The sequence below is a fragment of the Sorangiineae bacterium MSr12523 genome (genome assembly GCA_037157775.1).
Classification (GTDB): Bacteria; Myxococcota_A; Polyangia; order Polyangiales; family Polyangiaceae; genus Pendulispora; species Pendulispora brunnea.
This window is the reverse complement of the sequence record CP089982.1, coordinates 2,411,295-2,423,705: the sequence shown is the minus strand read 5'-3', so window position 1 is coordinate 2,423,705 and position 12,411 is coordinate 2,411,295. Positions and strand designations below refer to the sequence as shown.

10 protein-coding genes are annotated in these 12,411 nt (G+C 64.3%); 7 read left to right on the top strand and 3 right to left on the bottom strand.

The window, feature by feature from the left end; translation table 11 throughout:
• Positions 1 to 22 precede the first annotated feature (22 nt).
• From LZC95_09750 to nadA, 6 genes are all read left to right on the top strand, one after another.
• Positions 23 to 445, top strand: coding sequence for a TIGR02266 family protein (locus LZC95_09750; GenBank protein WXA97118.1), 423 nt, complete (start codon positions 23 to 25; stop codon positions 443 to 445).
• A 152-nt stretch (positions 446 to 597) separates the two neighbouring features.
• On the top strand, positions 598 to 930 hold the full coding sequence (locus LZC95_09745; GenBank protein ID WXA97117.1) for a hypothetical protein: 333 nt from the start codon (positions 598 to 600) through the stop codon (positions 928 to 930).
• An 86-nt stretch (positions 931 to 1,016) separates the two neighbouring features.
• The gene (locus LZC95_09740) at positions 1,017 to 2,282 is read left to right on the top strand and encodes a TolC family protein (GenBank protein ID WXA97116.1); all 1,266 of its coding nucleotides are present in this window, start codon (positions 1,017 to 1,019) and stop codon (positions 2,280 to 2,282) included.
• The gene (locus LZC95_09735; protein ID WXA97115.1) at positions 2,279 to 3,451 is read left to right on the top strand and encodes an efflux RND transporter periplasmic adaptor subunit; all 1,173 of its coding nucleotides are present in this window, start codon (positions 2,279 to 2,281) and stop codon (positions 3,449 to 3,451) included. Before LZC95_09740 ends, LZC95_09735 begins: the two co-directional genes overlap by 4 nt.
• Positions 3,448 to 6,561, top strand: a complete 3,114-nt coding sequence (locus LZC95_09730; protein ID WXA97114.1) for a CusA/CzcA family heavy metal efflux RND transporter — start codon at positions 3,448 to 3,450, stop codon at positions 6,559 to 6,561. Before LZC95_09735 ends, LZC95_09730 begins: the two co-directional genes overlap by 4 nt.
• A gap of 79 nt (positions 6,562 to 6,640) precedes the next feature.
• The gene (gene nadA, locus LZC95_09725) at positions 6,641 to 7,588 is read left to right on the top strand and encodes a quinolinate synthase NadA (GenBank protein WXA97113.1); all 948 of its coding nucleotides are present in this window, start codon (positions 6,641 to 6,643) and stop codon (positions 7,586 to 7,588) included.
• A 126-nt stretch (positions 7,589 to 7,714) separates the two neighbouring features.
• Here nadA and LZC95_09720 read toward each other — a convergent pair whose 3' ends face one another.
• Positions 7,715 to 8,563, bottom strand: coding sequence for an ABC transporter permease (locus tag LZC95_09720; GenBank protein ID WXA97112.1), 849 nt, complete (start codon positions 8,561 to 8,563; stop codon positions 7,715 to 7,717).
• Between the two features lie 60 nt (positions 8,564 to 8,623).
• Between LZC95_09720 and LZC95_09715 the strand changes: the two genes are divergently transcribed.
• The gene (locus tag LZC95_09715; GenBank protein ID WXA97111.1) at positions 8,624 to 10,381 is read left to right on the top strand and encodes a glycosyltransferase family 39 protein; all 1,758 of its coding nucleotides are present in this window, start codon (positions 8,624 to 8,626) and stop codon (positions 10,379 to 10,381) included.
• Positions 10,382 to 10,537: 156 nt separating this feature from the next.
• Here the strand turns inward: LZC95_09715 and LZC95_09710 are convergent, their stop codons facing one another.
• Positions 10,538 to 10,921, bottom strand: coding sequence for an AgmX/PglI C-terminal domain-containing protein (locus LZC95_09710; GenBank protein WXA97110.1), 384 nt, complete (start codon positions 10,919 to 10,921; stop codon positions 10,538 to 10,540).
• On the bottom strand, positions 10,921 to 11,703 hold the full coding sequence (locus LZC95_09705; GenBank protein ID WXA97109.1) for an OmpA family protein: 783 nt from the start codon (positions 11,701 to 11,703) through the stop codon (positions 10,921 to 10,923). The genes LZC95_09710 and LZC95_09705 overlap by 1 nt, the downstream gene beginning before the upstream one ends.
• Positions 11,704 to 12,411 lie beyond the last annotated feature (708 nt).

Sequence of the window (12,411 nt, the reverse complement as noted above, 5' to 3'; positions counted from 1 at the left end):
GGCCTCCGCAGGCGAAGATGGCGTGGATGACCTTTCCACCGAGTTGGCCTTCTCCCTGGAGAAGCGTGCCGCGGAGCGCTCCACGATCACGTTGCGTGTAGACTACAAGCGGCTCAATACCTTCTTTGCCGACTACACCAAGAACATTTCCAAAGGCGGCACGTTCATCCGCACGACCAAGCCGCTCGACGTGGGGACGAAGTTCGTTTTCGTCCTTTCGTTCCCCTCCCGCGAAGGGCAACTCCGCCTGAAGGGAGAGGTCATGTGGACGGTGAGTGACGACCGTGCAACGGACGAGCAACCGTCCGGCATGGGCATCCGCTTCCTCTTCAGCGAGGACGCCGAACGCGAAAAGGTTGCCCTCTTCGTGGAGAAGCTCATGGCCGAGGCCTTGGGCGAGCACATTTCGTCGCGTTTGCTCAAGCGGCCCGTGCCGGCGCGCTAACCCGAGGATAAGTAAACGGCCGCGCTGGCAACTCGTGGAAAAGTCGCCCCGCGCGAGCGCGGGATCTCCGAGCGTGCTTGACAGAAGCGGCACCGGACCGCAAAGGTTACGGGCCTGTAAGGATAATGAAGCAGTCTGCGCTGTGGTTTGCCATGCTGGTTTTCACCCTCATCTCGATGGTGTGGGTCGTATTTCCGCGTGCGGCCGTGGCGAAGGGCGTGCTGTTCGTGCCGACGGTTCAAGGAACCGCCGTGTCGGTGACGCAGCCACCGGCCGAGGATGAAGAGCTCTCGGATTCCGCGCTGCTCGACGTGGCCGGTGGCATGGAAAGCGATGGGCCGGACGTGTTTCATGCGGGTCTCGGACTCGCGCCCCATCCGACCGTCGTGCTGGATCCGTCGAACACGGGGCACCTGAGGCCGCTCGAACCTCTGGTCCGAATTTCCCAGCCCTTCATCGGGTTGCACGACAAAGTTCCGCGATGAGCGGGTAGCGTGCGCAAAAAGCGCCCGCTACCGCGTGTCTCAATCCCGGAGCTTTGGAACTCAACCCCCCGTGCTGGAGGTTCGTGGTGTCTCGTTCTTCGTGTGCCTTCATTCGCGCTGTCGCCGCGATGTTGCTCGTACCTGCGGTGTCCATTGCGCTCGTCGCGTTGATGGAAAAGAAAGCCAGTGCCGCCTGGCCTCCCCTTGCCGAAGTGTATCGGCGCGCCCGCGAACGCGCGCTCGCCGTCACGGAAGCACAAGGAAACGTAGGCGTAGCCAGGTCGAGCATCACCGGTGCGCGCGTGTCGTCGCTCGGCAACCCGTCGCTTCAAGTCATTCTCGATCATGGACGAGACGTGACCCGCGACGCGCAGGTGCTCGGGCAGCTGCAGCTTCCCATCGAGGTCGCCGGTCAACGCGGCAAGCGAATCCGCGAGGCGGAGACCTTCGTCGATTGGCGCTCGATGAACCGCGAGGAGGTTCGCGCTCGGGTCGCGGGTGCGGCCATCGCGGCGTATGGCGATGCGCTGGTGGCCCGCGCACGCCAAGTGCTCGCCGAACGCGGTGAGCGCGAGGCGCAGGCCGAAGCGCAATACTTTGCTGCGCGGCTCGCCGCGGGCGACGTCAATCTGGTCGATCGCAGCCTGGCCGATGCCGAGCTTGCTCGATGGACGCAACTGAGCGCGGAAGCGAGCATCTTGCTCCTGCGCGCGCGTCAGGAGCTCGAGCTGCTGATGGGCATGGGTCACCTCGACGATCCGCCGGCCACGGCGGCCCCCGAGGTGCCCGAGCTGCACGTGAACACGGCCGACGTGTTCGTCGGACGCGTCCTCAACGTATCGCCGCTCCTGCGCAGCTTGAGCAAGGAGTCGCAATACTGGCAGGCGCAACGCGAACGCGCGGAGGCCGAGAAAAACCCGCCCATCTCCGTCATTCTTTCAGGCGGCCGGGGCGACACCGGTGAGGTGCGCTACGGAGGAGGTCTCGGGTGGACCTTCCCCATCACGCGGCGCAATCAAGGCGAAATCGCTCGGGCTTATGCGGAGCAGGGACGAACGGAAGGCGTTCGTGAGGCGACGCAACGAGCCCTCGGCATCGAGGCGGACCACGCTTTCGAGGCCTACACCAAAGTGCGCTCCGGAATCGAAGCGCTCGATAAAGTTGGTATTCCCGCTGCGCAGCGCGTCGTGGACGCCACGCAGGCGGCATTTTTAGCTGGAAAGGTCGAGCTCGTGCGTACCTTCATTGCCCGTCGTGACCTTGCCGCCGCCCAAGGGCGCCGGCTTGATTTTCTCTCCACCGCTTGGCACACGTACGGCGACATGGTCGCGCTCATGGGGGATTTGCCATGAGATCCAGAAACAAATGGACCGTACTTTTTGCGAGCGTGACCTGCGCGGCTGGCTTGGTCGTCGGCGCTGCGGGCTGCGGCAAATCCGCGGCCAGTGAGAAGACGCAAACCACCGCCGCGACCACCCCCCAGGGACCGCGCACGGTAAAGTTGGAGATCGAGTCGCTCAAGCGGCTCGGCGTGCGCGTGGAGGCGCTCGGCGCGAATGCACCGAGCCGCACGCTGCGTGTGCCCGGTACGCTGGACTACAACTTCGATCACTACGCCGAAATCGGCGTGCCGCTCGAAGGCCGCGTCGCCACGGTCAACGTGCGCGCGGGCGACGCCGTGAAGAAGGGCAAAGTGCTCGGCACGGTGGTGATTCCCTCCATCGCATCGGCCCAGGCCGAGTTTCTCTCGGCGCAAGCCAACGCCACGGCGGCGGCGAAGAACCGGCAACGCGAGGCCGAGCTTCTGCAGCGGCAATTGACCACCGCCCGCGAGGCGGAGGTTGCGCGCAGCGAGGCCGATCAAGCGCAGGCCAACCTGGCCGCGGCGGAGGCGCGACTGCGCGCCCTTCGCGTCGGCGTGCCGCAGAACGAGAACGTGGTGGCCGGCGCAGGAACGCTGTCCTTGACCTCACCCATCGATGGCGTGGTGGTGGCCCGAAAGGTCAACCTCGGCGCGTTCATCCAGCCTGCCGACAAGGCCTTCGTCGTGGCCGATCTGCGCGAGCTTTGGGCGACGCTCGACGTGCACGAATCCGACGTGTCGTATCTGAAGATCGGCGCCGAGGTCGAGCTGTCCATCGACGCGCACCCGGGACAGGTCTTCAAAGGCAAGATCACCCTGCTCGATCCGCAGGTCGGCGGTGCAACCCGCTCCGTGCGCGCGCGCGTTTCGGTGCCCAATCCCGATGGGCAACTCAAGCCGGGACTCTTTTTGCGCGCGCAGATTCAGATCCCCGCCGACGCGGCGGGGCATATGATGATCGCAGGCGGCGCGGTGCAGCCGCTCGGTGAAGAGGACGTCGTCTTCGTCGAGCGCGAGCCGGGCACGTTCGAGATTCGCCCCGTCAAGGTCGGCCGGCGCACGGTCGATTTGGTGGAAATCCTCGAGGGGGTCAATTCGGGAGAGCGCGTCGCCGTCGATGGGGCGTTTCTGCTCCGCGGCGAGGCATCGAAGCAATGAAAGCCCTCATCGCTTGGGCGGCGGCCAATCCTTTGGTCGTCGGCCTCATCACCGTGATCGGAATCGTGTCGGGCGGTGTCGCCTTCACACATATGCCGATCGACGCCGTCCCCGATGTGACGAACATCCAGGTGCAGGTCGTGACGCGCGTCCCCGCGCTGTCGGCCACCGAGGTGGAGCTCCAGATCACGCAGCCCCTCGAGCGCACCATGGCGGGTGTGCCGGGCCTCAAGGAGATGCGCAGCATCACGAAGCTCGGCATCAGCATTCTGACCTTGGTCTTTCGCGACGATGTGGACGTGTATTTCGCGCGCGCCTTGGTCAACGAGCGACTCAGTTCGATCCGAGCGGTCATCCCAGAGGACATAGGCCGCCCCGAACTGGGGCCGATTGCCACCGGTCTCGGTGAAATCTACATGTTCGAGCTCCGCACGGAGCACGAAGACGCGCGCGCCGAAGAGGAGCTGCGCACCATCGTGGAGTGGCAGATCGCTCCGCGGCTGCGCCAGGTTCGCGGCGTCATCGACGTGGTCGGCTTCGGCGGCTCGGTGAAGCAGTACCAGGTCACCCTCGATCCCGCGCGCTTGGCCGCGCAGAACGTCTCCATCGAGGACGTGCGCCGCGCGCTCGAACGCGACAACGCCCTCGCGGGCGGCGGTTACATCGAGCACGCGGGCGAGCAGATCGTTTTGCGCGGTGATGCACGCTTCCGCGGCCTCGAGGACATCGCGAGCAGCGTCATCCGCTCCGACGAGCACAACGTGCCCATCCGCGTGGGCATGGTCGGCAACGTCGACACGGGCCCGGCCCTGCGGCAGGGCGCGATGACCCGCGACGGTCGCGGCGAGGTGGTCGGCGCCAGCGTGTGGATGCTCAAAGGCGAAAACAGCCGCGAGGTCGTTCAGCGCGTGAAAGAAGCGCTGGAGGAGATCAAACCGCGGTTGCCCAAGGGCGTCTACATCGACCCGTACTACGATCGCGCGGAGTTCATCGACCGCGTGCTCAAGACGGTCATGTCGAACCTCGCGGAGGGCGCCACGCTCGTCGTGGTCTGCTTGCTGCTCACCCTGGGCAGCATCCGCGCGGGCTTGCTCGTGGCCGGCGCCATTCCCTTCGCCATGCTGATGGCCTTCATCGGCCTCACGGCGATGGGGCTGGGCGGCAACGTCATGTCGCTCGGCGCGGTCGACTTCGGCATCGTCGTCGAAGGCGCCGTCGTCGTGGTCGAGCACGTGATGACCCACCTCGGCTCGCCCGAGGACCGATTGCGACGGCGGCACGCGATGATCCACTCGATGCAGGAGGTCGCGCGGCCCGTGATCTTCAGCGTCATCATCGTGACCTTGGTGTTCCTCCCGCTGGTCACCTTGGAGGACGTCGAGGGCAAGATGTTCCGCCCCGTCGTTTACTCGCTGGTGTTCATGCTCTTGGGCGCGCTCTTCTACGCGTTGGTCATCGTCCCGGCCATCGCCCCGGCGCTGTTCCGCAGCGTACCGGAGCCCTCGGAGCCGTGGCTCGCGCGCAAGCTGTCCAAGGTCTACGCACCCGCGGTGGAATTCGCGGTGCATCGGCCGCTCATCACCACCGGTGCCGCCTTCGCGGTGGGCATCGTCATGCTGGGCTTCGGCAGCACCTTGGGCGCGGAGTTCTTGCCGAAGATCTTCGAGGGCTCGTTCGCCATCGACGCACGCCGGCCACCCAGCGTTTCGCTCACGCAGGCGATCGACTTGGGCGCGGAAACCGAGCGCAGTCTGAAGGACATTCCCGAGGTGAAGACCATCGTCAACCGCATCGGGCGTCCCGAGGGAGCCGTCGATCCGGCCGGCCCCGAGTCGAGTGACCTCTTCGTCATTCTCAAGCCGCAGAAGGAATGGCGCCATGGCGTGAAGCCCGAGGACCTCGTCGAAGAGATGTCCAAGCGGCTGAACGCACACGTCCCCGCCACGATCCACGCGTTCAGCATGCCCATCGACATGCGCGTCAACGATTTGATCGCCGGCGTGAAGAGCGACTTGGCCATCAAGATCTTCGGCTACGATCTGGAGGAAATGCGCAAGACGGCGGACCAAGTTCGCCGCACCATTTCGCAGGTCCCGGGCGCGGCCGACGTGAAGATGGAGATCCCCACGGGTCTGCCGTCGATCAAGGTCAAGCTCGCGCGCGATCGCGCGGCACGCCTCGGTGTGCCACCGCGCTCGGTGCTCGATGCGGTGACCATGACCCGCGCCGGCGAGAACATCGCGGAGGTGCGCGAGGGTGAGCGCGTGTTCGATTTGAACCTGCGCATCGGCGGCAACAACATTCAAAACGAGTACGATCTGGCGCGCCTTCCGGTTTACACCGAGCGCGGTTCGCTGGTTCCGATGTCGCTGGTGGCGGACATCGAGCAAGAATCGACGGTCGTGCAGATCAGCCGCGAGCAGATGAAGCGCCGTCTGGTCGTGGAGGCCAACATCCGCGGGCGCGACCTCGTCGGGTTCGTGAACGAGGCGCAGGCCAAGGTGGACCAGCTGAAGATCCCGCAGGGCATCGAGCTGACCTGGGGCGGCCAGTTCCAGAACTTCAACCGCGCCAAGACGCGGCTGTCGCTTCTGGTCCCGGTGGCACTCGGCGTCATTGCCTTGATGCTGGTGATGGCCTTCAAGTCGGTGAAGTACATGCTCGTCACCGTGCTCAATCTGCCGTTCGCCATCGCGGGCGGTGCGATTTCGCTGGTGGGGCGAGGGCTTCCGTTCAGCATTCCTGCGGGCGTCGGCTTCATCGCACTCTCGGGTGTGTCCGTCATGACGGGCGTGGTCATGACCACCAACTTGCTCGCGCAATCGAACGAGCTACCGCCCGAGGAACGCGTCAAAAACGCGGCCATGATGTCCCTGCGCCCCATCGCCAGCACGGCACTGGTGGCCGCCATCGGCTTCGTGCCCATGGCGATCGCAACCGGTCCCGGCGCCGAGGTGCAGCGCCCCCTGGCCACGGTGGTCATCGGCGGTCTGATCGCCGCCGCGATTCTATCGCTGCCGGCGCTGCCCGCGATGCTCCTCTGGGTCGTGCGCCGCGAAACCCCGCGGGTCGACGAGGAAGAGGGGCGCCGGCACGCGCCCCTGGATTGAGAGCACGGAAGCAGCGCTGCGGAGCGGGCTCAGTAGGCCACGCCTTTACTGAGCCCGCGGGCGGGCCTAGATTCCCGGCATGACGTCCCCCGCGCCCATCGATCCTTCCCTCGATTTGGAAGAGGAAGTTGCGCGTCTGAAGAAGGAGCGCAACGCCATCCTTCTCGCGCACTATTACCAGGACTCCGATATTCAAGACGTCGCCGACGTCATCGGCGATTCGCTCCAGCTTTCCCAGGCCGCCGCCAAGACCGACGCCGATGTCATCTGCTTTGCCGGCGTGCACTTCATGGCCGAGACCGCGAAGATCCTGAACCCGGACAAGATTGTCGTATTGCCGGATCTCGACGCCGGTTGTTCGCTGGCCGATGGCTGCCCGCCCGACAAGTTCGCCGCGTGGAAGGCGCAGTACCCGGACTCGGTGGTTGTAAGCTACATCAATTGCTCGGCCGAGGTGAAAGCCCTCTCCGATTACATCGTCACGTCGTCCAACGCCGAGAAGATCGTCGACCACATCCCCGCGGACAAGACGATCCTCTTCGCCCCGGATCGCAACCTCGGTGCGTACCTGGAGAAGAAGCTCGGGCGCAACATGGTTCTTTGGCAGGGCAGCTGCATCGTCCACGAGACGTTCAGCGAGCGAAAGCTCATCGCGCTGAAGACGCGCCACCCGGAGGCCCGCGTGCTCGCCCACCCCGAGTGCGAGCCCACGATTCTCAAGATGGCCGACTACATCGGCTCGACCACCGGCATCCTGAAGCACGCCATCGCCGCCCCGCAAAAGGAATTCATCGTCGCCACCGAAGCGGGCATCCTGCATCAAATGCAAAAGGCCGCGCCCGAGAAGTCCTTCATCCCCGCACCCCCCGTAGCCAATTGCGCCTGCAACGAGTGCCCCTTCATGAAGCGCAACACGTTGGAAAAAGTCTACTTGGCCCTGCGCGACCTCCAACCGCGGCTGGAACTACCGGCGCATTTGCTGACGGCCGCACGCACGCCGATCGATCGCATGCTCGCTCTGAGTTGAACCCGCGGAAGAAGGAACCGCCAGGACGCCGGGGTCGCCAGGGGTTTTCGGCAATAAACAAAATTAGGGCGTTTTGGGTATTTTGGTTTGATCCCTGGCGACCCTGGCGTCCTGGCGGTTAAAAACTCACAGCTCCGTCATGATGGACGTCAGCACGTAGTCGGCGGCGAAGATGGCGACGATGCTCGCGACGACGGCCTTCGCAGTGGCTTCTCCGACGCCGCGGGCGCCGCCCGAGGCGAAGAAGCCTTTTTTGCAGCAGATGATGCTCACGATGAGGCCGAAAAGGCAGCTCTTGGTGCCGAGCATCCGCAGGTCGCTCGGTTGCACGAATTGCTCGACCCGGTCGAAGAAGATGCCCGGATCGATGCCCTGCCAGAGTACAGCCACCACGTAGGCGCCGAGCATGCCCGCGAGGCCGAAGCACATGGCCAAGAGCGGAAGCATCAAGGTGGTGGCCACCACGCGGGGCACCACGAGAAACTGCACGGGGCTCACGCCCATGGTCGTGATGGCGTCGATCTGCTCGGTGACGCGCATGTTCCCGAGCTCACTCGCCATGGTGCTGCCCGCGCGCGCGGTAACCACGACGGCCGCGAGGACGGGGGCGAGCTCGCGGGCGAGCGCCAGGGCAACGACCCCGCCCACCATGCCTTCCGCGGAAAATTGCCGGAAGCCTACGATGCTCGAAAGCGTAAAGGCCATGCCCGTGAAGACGCCGACCAAGCCCACGATGAACGTCGAGCCCGCGCCGATGAATTCGAGCGACCCCATAAGCTGCGCCCATCGGTACGGCGGGCGGACCATCCAGGCAAACGTCCGGCTCGCGAGCAATGCCGTCGCGCCCAGCTCGTCGAGCAGATCCAACACGGGGCCTACGGTGCGATCGAAGGCTACCGCCAAAATAGCGGGTTTTTCGCCCTTTTTCGCGCCCTCCTCGCCGTTTCCTGCTTCCTGGGACGTGGCTTCGCTCATTCGATTGACGCGGGCCGGAAGTCTACCATCCAACGACCTACGGCATGGTAGTGGAGGGGCGTGAATTTTCTCCGACGGGACCGACTCCCAGGCCTGGCGACGCTGCTGCGCGCGCGCCTACGCGCCTCGGTTCGCTCGCCCCTCGCCTGGATCCTCGTGATCTCGGCCATCCTCCGCGTCGTCGGGATCGGGTGGGGTCTGCCGGCGTCGGACGGTTGGGACAATGACGGGATTGCCCCGCGCGATTTCCTTGCCGGGCTCGTCGAAACATTCACGCCCGGTCACTATTTCACGTATCCGCCGCTGCACCTGCTTTTGCTCGGCGTGCTGACGTGCCCCGTCACCGCCATTGCGCTGATCCATGCGCCGTCACTCGCCCCGCATGATGTCATCGGCGAGATCCTCAAAGTCCCATACATGACCAGCATCGCGTACATCGCGCGGGCGACGACGTTGGTCATGTCGCTCGGTGTGACGTACGCGGTCGCGAAAATCGCGGAGACCGTGCGCGGGCCGCGCGCGGGCTGGTGCGCCGCTGCAGTGTGCGCGGTCGATCCCATCTTCACGTACTACAGCCATACGACGAACCTGGACGTGCCCTACCTCTTTTGGGGCATGTTCGCGCTGCTGGCCCTCACGCGTGCCATCGCGTGGAACGAGCCGCGGCGGCTGCGGCACTTCGTCATTCTGGCCTTGCTCGGTGTGGCCACGAAAGACCAGGCCTACGCGCTGTTCCTCGTCGCCGCGCCCATCGCCATGGTGGCATGGTTGGCCATCGATCCGGTTGCGCGCGGCGATGCGCGCACCATCGTGCGCGAGCTGCTGACGGCCGTGGGCATCGGCGCGGTGCTCTTTCTCTTCGTCGACGGCATCATCTGGAACCCGACGGGATTTCGCGCCCGTCTCGGCTTCCTCGTCGGCCCCGCGAGCAAAGACTTCGCGAATTACGCCAACGATGTCACGGGTTGGTCCCGCGTCCTGCATGACATCATCGAGATGTACTCGAGGCTATGGCCTACCACCTTTCTCGTCCTTGCGACGGGAGGCCTTCTGCTCCAGCTCCGACGGCGGCCGGGCGAAGACCGCGCGAAATGGCTGGCGGGTCTGCTCCCGTTCTTGTCGGCCCTTTCCTTCACCGCCGCGTTCAACTGCGTCGCGCTGCGCGTCGAGCACCGGTTCATCCTGCCGCACTCGCTGATTTTCTCGCTCTACGCGGGCCTGGCGGTCCACGCCTTCCTCTTCGAGCTGCGCGGCCGATTCGCGCGGGTCGTTGCCCAGGCAGCGCTGTCCGTCGCCTTTGCCAGCGCCATCTTCCGCGCCATGGCCGTCGACGTGAGCCTCCTCTTCGACCCGCGCTACGACGCCGAACAGTTCATGCGCGAGCACTTCGCCCCCGGCGATCGCGTCGAGACCTACGGGCTCAATGTGTATCTTACACGCTTCCCCGAGAATGTGCATGTTGCACGCGTCGGGCTCGATGCTCCGCAGAAGCGAAACCCCATGCCCGGCTTCGAAGAGATCCAAGATCGCTTCGAGAACCTCGAAGCGCGAAAACCCCGCTGGATCGTGCTGCCATACGGGTGGGCGTGGCGGTACCTCATTCCCATTCCCGACACGCAGGACCCCGGCAAAATGACGCCGACCACGCAGGTCCTGACCCGGGGCGACCACGTCGTGGTCAGCTTCTTCCACGAGCTGCTGGAAGGACGCCGCGGCTACCGCGTCGTGCATGTCGCCGAGTACAATCGCAAAGTCTGGCCGCGCGTCGACATCCACGCGAGCACCGATTCGGCCGTGTGGATCCTCGAGCGCATGTAGCTTCTTCGCGGGGTATTTCGAACCGCCAAGACGCCAAGGTCTTTAGGTTGGTGAGCGAGAGCGTTCTTCGCCGCTCCACCTACAAACGGCAAAACGGCTCGAACACCGAAGCATTCGAGCCGTTTTTGCTGGCCTACGGAAATACGGAAAAGGCGATCAGCCCTTGGCGGGACCTGCCGGCGGGGCGAACTCGTAAACCCAGGTGCCCTCGCCCTTGCGCGCATCCGGCGGGGTGATGGCGACGCCGTTGATGTTCTTCGTCACGCAGTCCGAGACCGGATCGGGCGCCGTGGTGTTGGCCTTGTCGATCGCGGCGTTCTGGATCTTGCCACCTTCCGTCTCGACCTCGAACTTCACGGTGACCTTGCCGGCCGCCGTGGGGTTCGACTTGAGGACGTCGTCGTAGCAGGCGCGGATGTCGGGATCCTTCGCCGAGAGGGCAGCGCGGGTGTCGTCACGGTACACGTCGGGGCTGCGGACGGCGCCGGAGCAACCAACGACGAAGGCCAGGGCGGCGGGAATCACTAGCAACGATTTCATCACTTCTTCTCCTCCGGCTTCTTGGCATCGCCCTTCTTGTGGTGCTCGTCGGGCTTCTTCGCCGCGCCCTCGGCACCCGGCTTCTTCTTGGCGTCGCCGGCATTCAGCTTCTTGCTGTCGGCCGCCGCGTCTGCAGCCGGTGCGGGGGCCGCGTTGGGCGCCTCGACCAAGCTCTTCTTCTCGTCGATGACCCGCTCCTTGCCGGTGGCGGGATCGATCTCGACCTTCTTCGCGGTCACTTCCTGCTCGGTGACGAGGAACTCGACGCGGCGGTTCTTCTCACGCCCTTCCTCGTTGTCGTTGCTGGCGATGGGCTTCTCGGAGCCCCAGCCCTTCGACCCGAGACGGGCGGCATCGACGCCTTCCTTCTTGACCAGGAACTCGGCGACGGCCTTCGCGCGGGCATCCGACAGCTTCTTGTTCGCTGCGGGGTTGCCTTCGGCGCTGGCGTGACCCTCGATCGAGATCTTCTTGACCTGCGGGTTCTGCTTGATGACCTCGGCAATGTCATGCAGGAGGGAGAAGCTCTCCTCCTTGATGATCGCCTTGTTCACTTGGAACTGGATCTTCTCTTTGAAGTCGATCTTGTTGTCGCGCAGTTCGACGCGCGGGGGCGGCTTGGGGGCTTCCGGCGGCGGCGGCGGCGCGGGAGGAGGCGGCGGGGGCGTCCCATTGATCGCGACCGCTTGGGCCGACTGGAATTGCGTGGAGCCGCCGCAAGCAGCCACACCCAACAAGAGCGACGCCGCAACGATTTGCGGCAGGATGCGATGGGAAGTCATCGATGAACCTGTTCTGGCAAAAGACCGAATCATTGGGGAAGCGAAGCGAATCACGGAGCTCTCAACTACATGAGTGGCAAATTGCTTCCTAAAAATTCGATCTGCTTAACCTTCAACAACGGGCGACGACCGAGCATCGGCGCGCCGTCCGGACCCATGACATAGCCGCCAAGGGACCGCACGTCTACGTATTATTGACGGATGAGGATGGTGGACACTCGTGCACCCTGACATTGTTGTCAGAGCACAAGCACTTTTGAATAACTGTCAAACGCGCGAAGACAGGTTATAACAAGTCCTGCAACGTCAGCTTTCACGGAGGTAAGGCCATGATCGCACGTGTATGGCGAGGAACCACCCGACCGGAAGACGCCGATGTATATCTGGATTATATCCAACGTACAGGCACCGCACATTGCCTCGAGACGCCAGGCAATCAAGGTGTTCGGATCTTTCGGCGAATCGTCGATGGGAAAGCGGAATTCATTTTCGTATCACTCACTCTCGTTCGCGCCATCGATGGATGCGATCTGCGCCTTCGCAGGGCCCAATCCCGAAAAGGCGGTCTATTATCCCGAAGACGAACGCTATTTGCTGGAACTCGAACCAACGGTCGCGCACTACGACGTCATTTCTACGACACGTGCGCCGCGTGATGACGAATGCACGCGCAGCACACTATGTGCATCCTGGCTGAGCTATAAGAGG